Annotated in this window: 13 protein-coding genes; 9 read left to right on the top strand and 4 right to left on the bottom strand. The window is 65.4% G+C overall.

All coding sequences use genetic code 11. The features are described from left to right. The first annotated feature begins 106 nt into the window (after window positions 1-106). The 3 genes from ACP69S_RS08360 to ACP69S_RS08350 all read left to right on the top strand — a co-directional run bounded on the left by ACP69S_RS08360 (window position 107) and on the right by ACP69S_RS08350 (window position 3,464). A complete protein-coding gene (locus tag ACP69S_RS08360; protein ID WP_425996162.1) occupies window positions 107-1,831 on the top strand; it encodes a tetratricopeptide repeat protein in 1,725 nt (574 codons plus the stop codon). Window positions 1,832-1,869: 38 nt separating this feature from the next. Then, window positions 1,870-2,751: a 4-(cytidine 5'-diphospho)-2-C-methyl-D-erythritol kinase gene (locus ACP69S_RS08355; RefSeq protein ID WP_425996160.1), complete on the top strand. Its 882-nt coding sequence runs from the start codon at window positions 1,870-1,872 to the stop codon at window positions 2,749-2,751. A gap of 65 nt (window positions 2,752-2,816) precedes the next feature. Next, a complete protein-coding gene (locus ACP69S_RS08350; RefSeq protein WP_425996158.1) occupies window positions 2,817-3,464 on the top strand; it encodes a peptidylprolyl isomerase in 648 nt (215 codons plus the stop codon). A 75-nt stretch (window positions 3,465-3,539) separates the two neighbouring features. Here the strand turns inward: ACP69S_RS08350 and ACP69S_RS08345 are convergent, their stop codons facing one another. Further along, window positions 3,540-5,075 carry an ammonium transporter gene (locus tag ACP69S_RS08345; protein WP_425996156.1) on the bottom strand — a complete coding sequence of 512 codons (1,536 nt, stop codon included), beginning with the start codon at window positions 5,073-5,075 and terminating at the stop codon, window positions 3,540-3,542. Between the two features lie 28 nt (window positions 5,076-5,103). Beyond that, entirely contained in the window at window positions 5,104-5,442 is a 339-nt protein-coding gene (locus ACP69S_RS08340; RefSeq protein ID WP_035046383.1) for a P-II family nitrogen regulator, read from the bottom strand. A 410-nt stretch (window positions 5,443-5,852) separates the two neighbouring features. Here ACP69S_RS08340 and ACP69S_RS08335 point away from each other — a divergent pair, with 410 nt between their 5' ends. The 3 genes from ACP69S_RS08335 to glyS all read left to right on the top strand — a co-directional run bounded on the left by ACP69S_RS08335 (window position 5,853) and on the right by glyS (window position 9,438). Then, window positions 5,853-6,215 carry a hypothetical protein gene (locus tag ACP69S_RS08335; protein WP_425996153.1) on the top strand — a complete coding sequence of 121 codons (363 nt, stop codon included), beginning with the start codon at window positions 5,853-5,855 and terminating at the stop codon, window positions 6,213-6,215. Between the two features lie 89 nt (window positions 6,216-6,304). Next, window positions 6,305-7,204, top strand: a complete 900-nt coding sequence (locus ACP69S_RS08330) for a glycine--tRNA ligase subunit alpha (RefSeq protein WP_425996151.1) — start codon at window positions 6,305-6,307, stop codon at window positions 7,202-7,204. A 5-nt stretch (window positions 7,205-7,209) separates the two neighbouring features. Then, window positions 7,210-9,438, top strand: coding sequence for a glycine--tRNA ligase subunit beta (glyS, locus tag ACP69S_RS08325; RefSeq protein WP_425996149.1), 2,229 nt, complete (start codon window positions 7,210-7,212; stop codon window positions 9,436-9,438). 176 nt (window positions 9,439-9,614) lie between these two features. On the opposite strand, the gene ACP69S_RS08320 is transcribed toward glyS, so the two are convergent. Beyond that, window positions 9,615-9,941: a GIY-YIG nuclease family protein gene (locus ACP69S_RS08320; RefSeq protein WP_425996147.1), complete on the bottom strand. Its 327-nt coding sequence runs from the start codon at window positions 9,939-9,941 to the stop codon at window positions 9,615-9,617. 405 nt (window positions 9,942-10,346) lie between these two features. Here ACP69S_RS08320 and ppdK point away from each other — a divergent pair, with 405 nt between their 5' ends. The 3 genes from ppdK (at window position 10,347) to ACP69S_RS08305 (ending at window position 14,669) form a co-directional block, all read left to right on the top strand. After that, entirely contained in the window at window positions 10,347-13,031 is a 2,685-nt protein-coding gene (ppdK, locus tag ACP69S_RS08315) for a pyruvate, phosphate dikinase (RefSeq protein WP_425996145.1), read from the top strand. 152 nt (window positions 13,032-13,183) lie between these two features. Continuing rightward, on the top strand, window positions 13,184-13,543 hold the full coding sequence (locus ACP69S_RS08310; RefSeq protein ID WP_425996143.1) for a hypothetical protein: 360 nt from the start codon (window positions 13,184-13,186) through the stop codon (window positions 13,541-13,543). A 205-nt stretch (window positions 13,544-13,748) separates the two neighbouring features. Then, a complete protein-coding gene (locus ACP69S_RS08305; protein WP_425996141.1) occupies window positions 13,749-14,669 on the top strand; it encodes a DUF4861 family protein in 921 nt (306 codons plus the stop codon). A gap of 228 nt (window positions 14,670-14,897) precedes the next feature. On the opposite strand, the gene wrbA is transcribed toward ACP69S_RS08305, so the two are convergent. Next, window positions 14,898-15,497, bottom strand: a complete 600-nt coding sequence (wrbA, locus tag ACP69S_RS08300; RefSeq protein ID WP_425996139.1) for an NAD(P)H:quinone oxidoreductase — start codon at window positions 15,495-15,497, stop codon at window positions 14,898-14,900. Between the last annotated feature and the right edge of the window lie 19 nt (window positions 15,498-15,516).

Genomic DNA, 15,516 nt, shown 5'->3' with positions numbered 1-15,516 from the left:
GGAATGGATCGGGAGGCCTTTTTGTTGGCGTGCTGAGGGTTCACCAAGCGTCTTTGCCGCGCGTCGCGGACTTGCAGCGCGCGTCGAAACCCAACAGGGTGTCAGCATGCGTTTCAAAGTTCTTCTTGCCGCCGCGTCCCTCCTGACCCTGTCAGCCTGCGCCTCGACCCAGGATGTCGCCCTGCGCGGCCCGGTGTCGAACAACTATTCCCTCTTCGACGTTCGAAGTTCCTATGGCCAGTTCCTGGCCGGACAGGCGGCGTTGCGCGACGGTCGCACGCGCGAGGCGGCTGACTATTTCGGCGTGGCGAGCGTGCTGGGCGACGACCCCGGCGTGATCGGCGAGCGGACCTTCACCGCCCTGCTGTTGTCTGGGGAGGTGACCCGCGCCGCCCAGATCGCGCCGCGCGGCGCCGACACCGGCGAAGCGGTCAAGCGGCTGGCGTCCCTGACCCGGGTCGTGGAATTGTTGGCGACGGGTAAGGGCAAGGAAGCTCAAGCTCTTCTGAACGCCGAGCCCATCGCCTTCCCGCACCGACAGGCCGCTGCCCTGCTGGGTCCCTGGGTGGCCGCCGCCGCGGGCGACGCCGAGGGCGCGACAGTGCAGCCCAGTCTGCAAAACGACCGGCTGGTGCAGTATTTCGGCCAACTGGGTCAGGCCCGCCTGTTCGAGCGGGCGCGGCGCTATGACGAGGCCGAGACCGACTACAAGGCGCTGACCTCGTTACCGAATGCCGCCGGCCTCTTCATCCTCGACTACGGCGCATTTCTGGAGCGTCGCAAACGCCACGCCGACGCGGTCACGCTCTACGATCAGGCCCTGACCGCCGATCCTTCGGACGCCGGGTTGCAAAGGGCCCGCACGCGCGCCCTCGCCAAGAGCGCTGCGCCGCCGATGCCGACGATCAAACAAGGCGCGGCCCAGAACCTAGTGGCCTGCGCGGCCACCTTCGCTGGCGAGCGTCAGAGCCAGTTCGCCCTGGCCTATCTGCGTCTGGCCCTGCGACTGGATCCCGAACGCGAAGAGGCCTGGCTGCTGGTTGGCGACCTGCTGAACCAGGCTGAAGACCATCGCGGCGCCATCGACGCCTTTGGCCACATTCTGGCGAGCTCGCCCCAGTATGCAACGGCCCAGAGCAAGCTGGCATGGACCTACCAGCAGAGCGGCGACAAGCCGCGCGCTCTGGAGATCGCGCGCCAGTCGATGTTGGCCGCGCCCGGCGACCGAGACGCCCAGATCGCCTTGGCCGATCTGCTGCGGGCTAACGAGCGCTGGGACGAGTCAGTCAAGGTTCTGGACCCTCTGATCGCCCGCGAGGCTGACCGCCCCGATTGGCGCGTGCTTTATCTGCGCGGCATCGCCCTGGAGCGGGCCGGACGCTGGACCGAGGCCGAGCGCGACCTGGGCGCGGCGTTGAAGATCAACCCGGACGAGCCTGAGCTGCTGAATTTCCTCGGCTATTCGTGGATCGACCGCAACGAGCGCCTGCCAGAGGCCCTGTCCATGGTTCAGAAGGCCGTCGATGCGCGTCCGCAATCGGGGGCCATGCTCGACTCGCTGGGCTGGGCCTATTACCGGCTGGGCAACTACAAGACCGCCGTCGAGAAGCTGGAACAGGCCGCCGAGATGGAGCCGGGCGATCCTGACGTCAACGGTCACCTGGGCGACGCCTACTGGCGCGCCGGCCGGCAGATCGAGGCGCAGTTCCAGTGGCGTCGGGTGCTGAGTCTTGAGCCGGACGCTAAGCAGAAGGCCGAGGCCGAGGCCAAGCTGAAGGACGGTCTGGGCGCGGTCGGACCCGCCGCGTCATCGACCATCGCCCGTAACTGAGTTATCGGACGGGCCTCCCGTCCGCCCTGGGGGCTCCCATGCGCCTTTCCGCCTTCGCCCCGGCCAAGGTCAACCTCTTCCTGCACGTCGGCGGACCCGACGCGGAGGGCTATCATCCGATATCCAGCCTGATGGTCTTCGCCGATGTTGGCGACGAGGTCTCGGTCCAGGCCAGCGACGCGCCCAGCTTCGAGACTACCGGCCCGTTCGGTGCCGGCATTCCGGCGGGTGACGACAATCTGGTCATGCGCGCCGCCCGGGCTTTCCATGCGGGCGCCGCCGCGCCACTGCCGCCATTCCGCCTGCTGCTCGACAAGCGCTTGCCGATCGCGGCGGGTCTAGGGGGCGGCTCCAGCGATGCCGGCGCAGCCCTGCGCCTGCTGCGCAACGCCCTCGCTCCCGAGCTATCGGACGAGACTCTGGAAGCCATGGCCTCCAGCCTGGGCGCTGACGGCGCGGCCTGCCTGTGGGGACGCCCGGTGATGGCCGAGGGTCGGGGAGAGCGCCTTTCGCCCGCGCCCGGCCTGCCGCCGCTGAACGCCGTGCTGGTCAATCCGCTGGCGCCGTCGCCGACCGGGGCGGTCTATCGCGCCTATGACGCCGCCGTCGCCCCGGAGGGCGAGGCCAGGCCCTGGATGCCGGACGCTTTCGAAAGTCCCGAGGAAGTCGCCGCCTGGCTGGCCGCCGCCACCCGCAACGATCTTGAGGCCCCTGCTGTCGCGCTTGAACCCCTGATCGGCGAGGTGCTGGAAATCCTGCGCGACGAGCCCGAAACCCTGATGGCCCGGATGTCGGGCTCGGGCGCGACCTGCTTTGCGCTGTGCGCCGGCGACATCGAGGCCGAGGGCCTGGCCGAGCGCCTGCAGAGCATGCGGCCCGATTGGTGGGTGAGGCGGTGCAGGCTGGACGGGGGGCTTTGACGGCAGGCGATGACGGCGGCCGATGGGCGCCTTAGGCTGCCGGCAGTCCCATCCGGAGTGTTCGCATGTATCGCCGTGATCTTCTGGCCCTCGCTATAGCCTTCCTAGCCAAGCCGGTTTTGGCCGAGGCGGTCCAGGCCAAGCCAGAAGCAGCTCCTGCGCCCGCGCCGCCGAAGACCATCCGGGTCGATGTCGAGACCGGGCAGGGGAAGATCGTCATCGAGCTCTATGTCGATAGGGCCCCGATCACTACGGCCAATTTCCTGCGTTATGTCGATCAGAAGCGCTATGACGGCGCTACGTTCTTCCGGGCCTCGCGGGCTCCGGGGGCCATCGACTACGGCCTGATCCAGGGCGGGTTGCAGGGCGATCCGGCAAAGGTGCTGAAACCCATCGCCCACGAGCCGACCACCCGGACGGGGATCAAGCACACCGACGGCGTCGTCTCGATCGCCCGCAATGCGCCGGGCACGGCGACTTCGGATTTCTTCATCTGCGTGGGCGATGCGCCCTATCTAGACGCGGATCCCGCTGCGCAGGGCGACAATGCCGGTTTCGCGGCCTTCGGCAAGGTGGTCGAGGGCATGGACGTGGTCCGCAGGATCATCAACCTGCCCACGCCCGGCGTGGCCGTGAACCCGGTCATGAAGGGCCAGATCCTGGATCCGCCGGTCCCGATCCTGCGGACCCGCCGCGCGCCGATCGCGCCCTGAACCCAGGCTTCCAGACAAAAAGAAAGGGCGCGGAGCCAAGCTCCGCGCCCTTCGCCTTTTCAGCTCAGCCGAGGCCTAGCTGTGGTAGGCGCGTTCGCCGTGTTCGGCGATGTCCAAGCCTTCTTCCTCGGCGTCCGGCGAAGCGCGGAGCCCGATGATCAGCTTGATCGCGAAGAAGACGATGGCCGAGGCGATGGCCGACCAGATGATCGTCACGCCAACAGCCTTGGCCTGGATGATCAACTGGGCGATCGGCTCGTAGGTGGCCAGGGCGTCACAGGTCGAGATGTCGCCGTCCTTGGCGCAGGTGGTGTAGTCGACGATACCGGCGCCGCCCCAGACGGGGTTGACCAGCAGGCCGGTGGCGAGGGCGCCGACGATGCCGCCGATGCCGTGGATGCCGAAGGCGTCCAGGCTGTCATCATACTTCAGCGTGTTCTTCACAACCGAGCAGAAGAAGATGCAGAGCGGCGAGACGACCAGACCCAGGATGACCGCGCCCATCGGGCCGGCAAAGCCGGCGGCCGGGGTGATGGCCACGAGGCCAGCCACGACGCCCGAAGCCAGGCCCAGGGCCGACGGCTTCTTGCGGGTGACCCATTCCACCAGGATCCAGGACAGACCGGCGGCTGCGGTGGCGACGAAGGTATTGATCATCGCCAGCGAGGCGTAGCCGTTCGCTTCCAGGTTGGAGCCGGCGTTGAAGCCGAACCAGCCCACCCACAGCAGGCCAGCACCTACGAGGGTCAGGGTCAGCGAGTGCGGGGGCATAGGCTCCTTGCCGTAACCTTGACGTTTACCGACGATCAGGGCGCCGACCAGGGCCGCGATACCGGCATTGATGTGAACCACGGTGCCGCCGGCGAAATCGAGGGCGCCGAAGCCCCAGAGCAGGCCGGATTTGACCGGGGCGGTCGGATCACCGGCGATGGCGTCCGGACCCGGCCACCACCAGACCATGTGAGCGATCGGATAGTAGGAGAGCAGAGGCCAAAAGATCGCGAAAGCGACGATGGCTGCAAACTTCATGCGCTCGACCAGTGAGCCGATCACGAGGGCGGCGGTGATCGCGGCGAAGGTCGCCTGGAACGAGATGAAGGTCAGTTCCGGGATCACGACGCCGGTGGAGAACGTCGCGACGTTGCTGGCCGGTGTCACGTCCTTGAGGAACAGTCGGCCAAGGCCGCCGACGTACTTGTCCCAGCTGCCGCCGTCGGTGAAGGCGAAGCTGTAGCCCCACAGCACCCAGGCGACGAAGCCGATGATGGCGACGGTCGAGACCTGCATCATTACCGACAGCATGTTCTTGGAGCGGACCAGGCCGCCGTAGAACAGGGCCAGACCCGGCAGGATCATCAGCAGGACCAGGACGGTCGAGGTGAGCATCCAGGCGTTGTCGCCCTTGTCCGGAACCGGCGCTGCAGCGGCGGGAGCGGCCTCGGCGGGCGCGGCTTCAGGAGCCGGGGCAGCTTCGGGCGCCGGCGCGGCCTCTGCGGGCGCGGCGGCGACGGCGGGCGCGGCCTCCTGGGCGAAGGCCACGGCCCCAAGCGGGGCCCCGGCCAGTGTCGCGGCGAGCATCAGCCCGGCCAGCGGTTTGAAGGTCAATTTCATCGTCGGTTATCCCCTGTTCCCGATGGCGTTAAAGAGCGGCCGGGCCGGTTTCACCGGTCCGGATGCGCACGGCTTCTTCCACGTTCAGAACGAAGATCTTGCCGTCGCCGATCTTGCCCGTGGCCGCTGCGGCCTTCACGGCCTCGACCGCCTTGGCCGCGGACGCATCGTCCACAACCGCTTCCAGTTTCACCTTGGGAACGAAGTTCACTTGATACTCCGCGCCCCGGTAGATTTCGGTCTGGCCCTTCTGACGGCCGTAACCCTTGACTTCAGACACCGTCAGACCCTCAACGCCAGCGGCGACGAGCGCCTCACGGACCTCGTCGAGCTTGAAGGGTTTGACGACCGCTATGATCAGTTTCATCCGCCTTGCTCCGGCCCGCCGATATCGCGGGCTCCCCTTGCTTGGTTGCCGGACGTTTCACGTCCGGGTGATCACCGCCGAAGCCGCCACCACGCGCTGCATCGTTTTCCCCGGCGATGGTCACGCTATCGGGCGCGGTCGGTGAGGTGCGGTCGTTGGGCAAGGATTGAGAAGGAAATGGGCGAGGCGCCCAAAACGTAAGCAATGGCCACTGCTGTTGCGGTAAAAACGGGCAATGATGCGCGATGGGCGCGCTCTGCCATCGAGAGCGCTCTTGCTGTCGCCAAAAGGAATCCGTGACCGCGGCTCGGCCCTCTTCCACGGCATACTGAAGGTCACGAGCCCGTGATGATCGGCAACCGACGTTCTTCCCAAGCGTAATTCAGAATTGGAACACGAGGAGCTTCGTCATGTCCATGTCGCGTCTGTTCGCCGTCGCCGCCGCCACCGCCCTGATGTCCGGCGCCGCCCTGGCTCAATCCACCACCATGCCTGCCGATCCAGTCAATCCAGCAGCGCCGCCTGCTGAAATGACCGATCCCAGCGCCATGAGCCCTAATCCGGCTACCACCCCGTCGGCATCGACGGTCGGAACGGACACCGCCGGTGTCGTTCCCATGTCGTCTCAGTCGCCGGAAGCCCAGGCCATGCTGAAGGCCGGCGACCCGAACGTTACGTCCAACGCGCCTGTCGCCGACACCCCCGAGAACCGCGCCAAGTACGGCAAGCCCATGTCGAACGCCGGCAAGCGCACCGCGCCCAAGGGCAACTAGGCCCTTCGCGACACAGCCAACATCGCTTGAAGCACCAGTCGGCGGGCCCTATGGTCCGCCGACTTTTTTCTGGCCCTGTTCGGACACGCATGTCGCGCCCCAAGCCCACCTCGTTTCAAGCTCTGATCCTGACGCTCCATAACTATTGGAGCGAGCATGGCTGCGTGATCCTGCAGCCGCACGACATCGAGGTGGGGGCGGGGACCCTGCACCCGGCCACGGTGCTGCGCGCCCTGGGTCCCAAGCCGTGGAACGCGGCCTATGTGCAGCCCTCGCGCCGTCCGGGCGACGGCCGCTATGGCGAGAACCCCAACCGCCTGCAGCACTATTACCAGTACCAGGTGATCCTGAAGCCCAACCCGCCCAACATGCAGGACCTGTATCTGGGTTCGCTGGAGGCCATCGGCCTGGACCTGCGCATCCATGACATCCGCTTTGTCGAGGATGACTGGGAAAACCCCACGGTCGGCGCCTGGGGCCTGGGCTGGGAAGTCTGGTGCGACGGTATGGAAGTCAGCCAGTACACCTACTTCCAGCAGGTGGGCGGCCTGGACGTCTCGCCGGTGGCCGGCGAGCTGACCTACGGCCTGGAACGCCTGGCGATGTACGTGTTCGGCGTCGACAACGTCTACGACCTGCCGTTCAACGACCCGCAGTCGCCGCTGGGCGCGATGACCTATGGCGACGTGTTCCTTGAGAACGAGCGCCAGCACTCGCAAGCCAATTTCCACGGCTATGACGTGGCCGTGCTGAAAGGCCAGTTCGAGGACATGGAACGCCAAGTCCCGTTGATGCTGGCCCGCGAATATCAGGGCAAGGCGCTTGTCCTGCCCGCCTACGACATGGTCCTCAAGGCCAGCCACCTTTTCAACCTGATGAACGCCCGCGGCGCGATCGCCGTCGCCGAGCGCGCCAGCTACATCGGTCGCATCCGCGACCTTTGTAAGATGTGCGCCTCCGAGTGGGTGAAGCAGCAGGAAGCCGCGTAGTATCCATGCCCCAACTTCTCCTCGAACTGTTCTCCGAAGAAATCCCCGCGCGCATGCAGGCCAACGCCGCGCGCGATCTGGAACGCTTGGCGCGCGAGCACCTGTCGGCCGCCGGCTTCCTGCCCGAGGCGCTGAAGACCTTCGCCGGTCCGCGCCGCCTGACCCTGGTGGTCGAGGGCCTGCCCATCGCCCAGGCCGACCGCAAGGAAGAGCTAAAGGGTCCCCGCGTCGGCGCTCCGCCCCAGGCCATGGAAGGCTTTCTGCGCAAGGCGGGCCTGACGCAAGACCAACTGGTCGAGCGCGACGGCGTCTATATGGCCTTCATCGAGAAGACCGGCCGCCAGACCACCGAAATCATCGCCGAGATGGTGGAAGCCATCGTGCGCGGCTTTGCCTGGCCCAAGTCGATGACCTGGGGAACCAGCAAGCTGCGCTGGGTGCGTCCGCTAAAGCGCATCCTCTGCGTCTTCAACCGCGAGATCGTGCCGTTCAGCATCGAGGGCATCGAGAGCGGCGACATCTCCGAAGGCCACCGGTTCATGGGCCCATCTTCCACTGGATATGGCCAGCCGTTCCGCGTTCGCGACTTCGACGAATACGCCAAGGGCCTGAACGACCACTTCGTCGTGCTGGACGTCGAGGAGCGTAAAAGCCGCATCCTGGAGGGCTGCAAGACGCTCTGTTTTGCGCGTAATCTCGAGTTGGTCGAAGACCAAGGACTTCTGGAGGAAGTCGCCGGCCTGGCCGAATGGCCGACCCCGGTGCTGGGCGACATGGACCCGTCGTTCCTGGACCTGCCCGCCGAAGCAATCCGCACCTCGATGCGCACGCACCAGAAGTATTTCGCCGTTCGCGATCCCGCGCGTGAGGGCCTGGCCCCGCACTTCATCACCATCGCCAACATCCAGGCGGCCGACGGCGGCGCCGTGATCGCCGCCGGCAACGCCAAGGTGCTGTCGGCCCGCCTCAGCGACGCCCGCTTCTTCTGGGACGAGGACAGAGGGGTCGAAAAGTTCGATGAGTGGCTGGAGAAGCTGAACGGCGTCACCTTTCACGCCAAGCTGGGGACCATGGCCGAGCGGGTGAAGCGCATCGAAGCCCTGGCCCGCGAGATCGCGCCGCTGGTCGGCGCCGATGTCGAGAAGGCCGGCACGGCCGCGCGCCTGGCCAAGGCCGACCTGTCGTCGCTGATGGTCGGCGAGTTCCCCGAACTCCAGGGCCTGATGGGTGGTTACTACGCCCGCGAAGCCCGGATGGACCCCGAGATCGCCGACGCGATCCGCGATCACTACAAGCCGCAAGGCCCCGCCGACGCCGTCCCGACCGCGCCATTGAGCGTGGCGGTGGCCCTGGCGGACAAGCTGGATACGCTGGTCGGGTTCTTCGCGATTGATGAGAAGCCGACGGGGTCGAAGGATCCGTATGCGCTGCGGCGCGCGGCGTTGGGTGTGATCCGTACCATTCTCTCAAGTGGCGCTCGCGTACCGCTTCATGAAACTTTGATCGCTGCGATGAGCGAAATCCTCGGCCGATTTGTGCCCGCCGGCCCAATAGACGCGGCTCTTGAATATGACATCATCAAATACCTCGACCTTCCCGAAGACGAGGTCAAAGCCATGATGTTCAAGCTCCAAGAAGTCGAAGATTGGCAGTTTGAAGCGCGCGTCGGCAGTGAGTGGCGAAACGCTCTAATGCCGAAGATTGACGAGGTTCTCGCCTTCTTCGCCGACCGCCTGAAAGTCACGCTCAAGGACCAAGGCAAGCGCCACGACCTCGTCGACGCCGTGTTCGCGCCCATCAACGGGAAAGCCGACGACGACCTCGTCCGCATCGTCGCTCGGGTCGAGGCTCTCGACGCCTTCCTGAAGACCGACGACGGCAAGAACCTGCTGGCCGGCTACAAGCGCGCCTCCAACATCCTCAAGGCCGAGGAGAAGAAGGGCTGGAAAGCCGAGGGCGAACGCGGCCTGCTGGACGACGCCTCGGCGCCGGAAGTCGCCCTGCACGACGCTGTGCGGATGGTCGAACCGGCCCTGGCCGCCGCCCTGGCACGCGAAGACTTCACCCGCGCCATGCAGGAACTGGCCGGCCTGCGCGGCCCCGTCGACGCCTTCCTCGACGGCGTGTTCGTCAATTCGGAGGTCCCGGCCGAGCGGGATAATCGATTGAAGACACTGGCCGCCGTCCGCGGCGCCATGGGGCAGGTCGCGGATTTCTCGCTGGTTGGTGGGTAGTTTAAATCATCGACCTATAACCACCGTCATCCCGGGACTTGTTCCCGGGACCCATGGTTCAGCTTCACGGTCCGCGATCATCCTGCTCTGCACTTGCGGCGGAGAAATGGGTCCCGGGAACAAGTCCCGGGATGACGGAGATTGTGGTGCTAGGGTTAGGGGCTCACCCAGGCCGCTCAGACCTGCCTCGGAACCGGCGTCCAGTTCATCACGCTGTCGTAGAGATCATCCCAGCGCGGGTTATCCCGCTCGAGCAGGTTGATCTTCCACTGGCGCGGCCACTCCTTCATCGTCCGTTCGCGCTGAATGGCGAGCGTCATGACCTCGTGGGTTTCATACCAGACCAGCCGCGTCAGGCCGTAGCTTTTGGTGAAGCCGTCCTTCAGGCCTTCGCGGTGCTGGATCAGGCGGGCTTCGAACTGGCTGCTGACGCCGATGTAGAGCGTGCCGTAGGGTTTGTTGGTCATCATGTAGACGGCGATGGACGCGTCTCTGGGGACCATGGTGCAACTATGCACGCATAGATAGTTTCGTCATCCCGGGACTTGTTCCCGGGACCCATCCATCGGCCGCTCGTGCGAGCGGCTGATTCCGGTTGATGAAGCTGAACCAGGGATCCCGGGAACAAGTCCCGGGATGACGGAGCTCAAATCAACAATCCCTCCGACTACGGATCCCCAGCGATCTGACAAATCCCTATCAAGACAACGTTGTCATTGGAAATATTTGCCAAATTTCGTGACTTCACCGTGGAACACAAAGCGCTGGTGGACGCGTTCTTGACCTAAGTGCTAGTGAACGCCCCGGATATTGCAGTGCGGGATCACCGTTCGACGCTTTGTCCCAAGGCAAGACGACCACCCAGAGGGTCGCGGCCAGTTTCACTTATCGCAGGGTGAATTTCAATTATGCCGGTTGAGACGCTGACCAAGTCACGTTGGGTCTATTCGTTCGGAGGGGGCGGCGCTGACGGCGGCGCCTCGATGAAGAATCTGCTGGGGGGCAAGGGCGCCAACCTGGCCGAGATGTCGTCGCTGGGCTTGCCCGTACCACCAGGCTTTACGGTCACGACCGAGGCCTGCGTCCACTATTACGCCAACGACAAGCAGCACCCGGCCGAGCTGGCCCAGCAGGTCAAGGACGGCCTGACCACGATCGAGCAGATCACCGGCAAGCTGTTTGGCGATGTGGCCAACCCGCTGCTGGTCTCGGTGCGCTCCGGCGCCCGGGCGTCGATGCCGGGCATGATGGACACCGTCCTGAATCTCGGCCTCAACGACGAGACCGTCGAAGGCCTGGCCAGGCTGTCGGGCGACCGCCGCTTTGCCTATGACAGCTATCGCCGCTTCATCCAGATGTACTCGAACGTCGTGCTCGACCTGGAGCACCACATGTTTGAGGAGATCCTCGACGACCACAAGGATCGCCTGGACGTCCATGTCGACACCGGCCTCACCGCCGACGACTGGGCCGGGGTGATCAAGGACTACAAGGCCGCCGTGTCGCGCGAGCTGGGCAAGCCGTTCCCGCAGGACGCCCAAGAGCAGTTGTGGGGCGCCGTCGGCGCCGTGTTCGCCAGCTGGATGAACGACCGCGCCAAGTTCTATCGCCGCATGCACGACATCCCCGAGGCCTGGGGCACCGCCGTCAACATCCAGTCGATGGTGTTTGGCAATATGGGCGAGACCTCGGCCACCGGTGTCGCCTTCACGCGCAATCCGTCCAATGGCGACAACCGCCTGTACGGCGAGTTCCTGATCAACGCCCAGGGCGAGGACGTGGTGGCCGGCATTCGCACGCCGCAGTCCCTGACCAAGATCGCCCGCGAGGAAATGGGCGACACCATCCCCTCGATGGAGGAGGCGATGCCGGTGGTGTTCGCCCAGTTCAAGTCGGTAGTCGAGACGCTGGAGCGTCACTATCGCGACATGCAGGACATCGAGTTCACGGTAGAGCAGGGCACGCTCTACATGCTGCAGACCCGCAACGGCAAACGCACCGCCAAGGCGGCGCTGAAGATCGCCGTCGATATGGCGGCCGAGGGCGTGATCTCGCGCACCGAGGCCATCAACCGCGTCGAGCCAGCCTCGCTGGACCAGTTGCTGCACCCGACCATTGATCCGTCGGCCCATCGCGACGTGATCGCCACGGGCCTGCCGGCCTCGCCCGGCGCGGCGACCGGCAAGATCGTCTTCACCAGCGACGCCGCCGAAAAGGCCGCCGTCGCCGGCGAGGCCGTGATCCTGGTTCGCGAGGAAACCAGCCCTGAGGACATCCACGGCATGCACGCGGCGCGGGGCATCATCACCGCGCGCGGCGGCATGACCAGCCACGCCGCCGTCGTTGCGCGCGGCATGGGCCGGGCCTGCGTCTCGGGCGCCGGCGAAGTGGGCATCTTCCCCAAGGAAGGCCTGTTCCGGGTTCGCGGTCGCGAGTTCAAGGCCGGCGAGATCATCACCATCGACGGCTCGACCGGCGAAATCCTCAGCGGCTCGCCCAAGATGATCGAGCCCGAACTGACCGGCGACTTCGCCACCCTGATGGGCTGGGCCGACGAGGTTCGTCGCCTGAAGGTGCGCGCCAACGCCGAGACGCCGCTGGACGCCAAGACCGCCCGCGGTTTCGGCGCCGAGGGCATCGGGCTTTGCCGCACCGAGCACATGTTCTTCGACGACACCCGGATCGCCGCCGTGCGCGAAATGATCCTGGCCGACGACGAAGCCGGTCGCCGCACGGCCCTGGCCAAGATCGCGCCCTTCCAGAAGGCCGACTTTGTCGAGCTGTTCACGATCATGGAAGGCCTGCCGGTCACCATCCGCCTGCTCGACCCGCCGCTGCACGAGTTCCTGCCGCATACCGAGGAGGATGTCGTGGCCGTGGCCCAGGCTACAGGGCTGGACGCCGCCAAGCTGATGCGCCGGGCCAAGGAACTGCACGAGACCAACCCCATGCTCGGCCACCGCGGCTGCCGCCTGGGCGTTTCCTATCCCGAGATCTACGAGATGCAGGTCCGGGCGATCATCGAGGCCGCCTGCGACATCGCCAAGTCGGGCAAGGCCGCGCCGATCCCCGAGATCATGCACCCCCTGGTCGCCAAGGGCGAAGAGATGAAATACCTGCGCGACCTGACTGACCGCACCGCCAAGGCGGTTCTGGCAGAGCAGGGGATCGCCATTGAGTACACGGTCGGCACCATGATCGAGCTGCCTCGCGCCGCCCTGCGAGCCGCTGATCTGGCCGCCAATGCCGAGTTCTTCAGCTTCGGCACCAATGACCTGACCCAGACGACGTTCGGCATCAGCCGCGACGACGCCGGCAAGTTCCTGGGCGCCTATATCGACAAGGGCATCTTCGACAAGGACCCCTTCGTCACCCTCGACCAAGAAGGGGTAGGCGACCTGATTCGCATCGCCGCCGAGCGTGGCCGTGCGGCTCGTCCCGACGTCAAGCTGGGCATCTGCGGCGAGCATGGCGGTGACCCCGCCTCGATCACCTTCTGCGAAAGCGTTGGCCTCGACTACGTATCATGCTCGCCCTACCGCGTGCCGATCGCCCGTCTGGCGGCGGCCCAGGCGGCTCTGGCCAGCAAGTAGGCCTGGGGCTCTAACGCAAAAATCAGGGGCGATCGCCGGCGAGGCGAACGCCCCTTTTTTTATTGCAGAACATTGTTATCGATTTGACGCCCGCCATGGTTAAGCTCTTGGCACCCCCGCACAGACGGGGCGAGCAAACGGGAGGAGAACCTATGCGGACCTTGATGATGACGGCCGTTCTGGCCTTGGGGATCAGCGGCGCGGCCATGGCCGATCCGATGGCCAGCGCCTATGGCAACACTGTCGCGATCACCTATCCCAACGGCATGGTGGCCAAGATGCTCATCGACGCCGACGGTCACTATACGACCAAGAGCCCCGACGGTTCGACCATGAAAGGCGCTTGGAAGATCGAGGGCGGCGCCACCTGCCTCACCCAGACCGATCCTGTCCCGCCCGCAGGCGCGCCGGCCAACTGCAGCCCGACGGTCGAGAGGAAGGTCGGCGACAGCTGGACCACGCCCGGCCCCAACGGCTCGACGATCACCCTCAGCATCGTCGCCGGTCGCTAGAGCATTTTCCGATAAGTGTGAAACGGTTATCGGATCGAAAAATGCTCTAAACTTCTGATTTAGAGCCCTTTTTGCCCGACCCTGATGAAGCCATCAGGTCGGAAAGGGCTCTAGAGTCGAGGGCCGCTCCAGAGGCGGCCCTTTTTCGCTGGCGACGAGACGTCGACCCGTGCATCCAGAGGCTGAGACTTCTGGGAGGAAGCACATGTTTGCGAAGATCGCGCTGGGCTTCGCCCTGGTGGCGACACCAGTGGCGGCGCTCGCCCAGGCTGCGCCGCCGCGCCCGGTCGAGCCGCTGGTTAGGCCCAACGCCGAGGACCAGAAACCGCGCGCCGTCGTGACCATCGCGCCGTACCGCTATGACGACATCCTCTGGGAAAACGACCGCACCGCCCATCGCATCTACAGCCACAAGCTGGAAACCGCCGAGCCGCCCTCGACTTCGGGCATCGACGCCTGGGGCAAGAGCGAGCGCTGGCCCTATATGGACCGCCAGCTGCGCACCGGCGATCAGCATGCCAACCATGGCGAGGGGCTGGACTTCTATGACGTCGGCACGGCGCGCGGTTCTGGCGGCCTGGGCGTTTGGCACGACAACAAGCTGTGGACGTCGCGCAATTGGAAGACTTGGAAGGTGCTTCAAAGCGGCGGCGACACAGCTTCGTTCAGCGTCGACTATGCGCCCTGGCCGGTCGATGTTGACCGCAAGGTCTGGGAGACCCGCACCTTTACCCTGCCCCTGGGCACGAACTTCACCCGGATGGTCTCGACGATCAGCTCCGACAAGCCGGGACCTCTGGTCGTCGGCATCGGGATCAGCAAGCGCAAGCGGGCCAGCGGCTCAGGCGTCTTCACCAGAGACCTCGTCCCTGGCCGGGTTTCGTTCTGGGAGCCGGCTGATCCCGAAAAGGGCGCCATGGCCATCGGCCTGATGGTCGATCCCGCCTCGGTCGTCGAAATCCGTCAGGACTTCGACAACTACCTGGTCCTAGTCCGGGTCGAGGCCGGTAAGCCGTTCGTCTATTATATGGGCGCGGCCTGGGACAAAGGCCCCGACTTCAAGGACCGCGCGAGCTGGGAAGCCTATGTGGCCGAGCAGAAGCCGGACTTTGATCCGACGCACTAGAACCTGTCATCCCAGCCAAGCGCGTGGCGCGCCAAGCCGGGACCGCCGGAAGTACTGAGCCTGTAGCGGTCCCGGCTCTCCGCTAGAGCCCTTTCCGACCTGATGGCTTCATCAGGGTCTGGCGAAAAGGGCTCTAAATCAGAGGGTTAGAGCATTTTTCGATCCGATAACCGTTTCACACTTATCGGAAAATGCTCTAGCTGCGGCCGGAATGACAAGATAGAACGCTTAGCCGTGAAGCTTGATCGCGGTCTCGGCGACCCTGCGGCCCTGATAGCGGGCGCCGGCCAACTCGGTCTGGCTGGGCTGACGCGAGCCGTCGCCGCCAGCGATTGTCGTGGCCCCGTAGGGGCTGCCGCCGGTGACTTCGTCGATTGTCATCTGGCCGGCGTAGCCATAGTCGAGGCCAACGATCACCATGCCAAAGTGCAGCAGGTTGGTGATGATCGAAAACAGTGTTGTCTCCTGACCGCCGTGTTGCGAGGCCGTGGAGGTGAAGGCGCCGCCCACCTTGCCGTTCAACGCGCCGCGCGTCCACAGACCGCCGGCCTGGTCGAGGAAGGCCGCCATCTGCGAGGTCATGCGGCCAAAGCGGGTGCCCGTGCCGATGATGATAGCGTCATAGTCGGCCAATTCAGCGACCGTGGCGATGGGGGCTTCCTGGTCGAGCTTGAAGTGGGCGGCCTTGGCGACGGCTTCAGGCGCGGTTTCGGGAACGCGCTTGATGTCGACGGTCGCGCCGGCTTCACGGGCGCCTTCCGCCACGGCCTGAGCCATGGCCTCGACGTGGCCGTAGGACGAATAATAGAGAACCAGAACCTTGGCCATGAGGGCCTCCCTGACGTGC

It is taken from the genome of Caulobacter sp. DWR1-3-2b1 (assembly GCF_049895765.1).
GTDB lineage: Bacteria > Pseudomonadota > Alphaproteobacteria > Caulobacterales > Caulobacteraceae > Caulobacter.
Note: the sequence above shows the minus strand (reverse complement) of the source record. Positions and strands in the feature narration are given on the sequence as shown.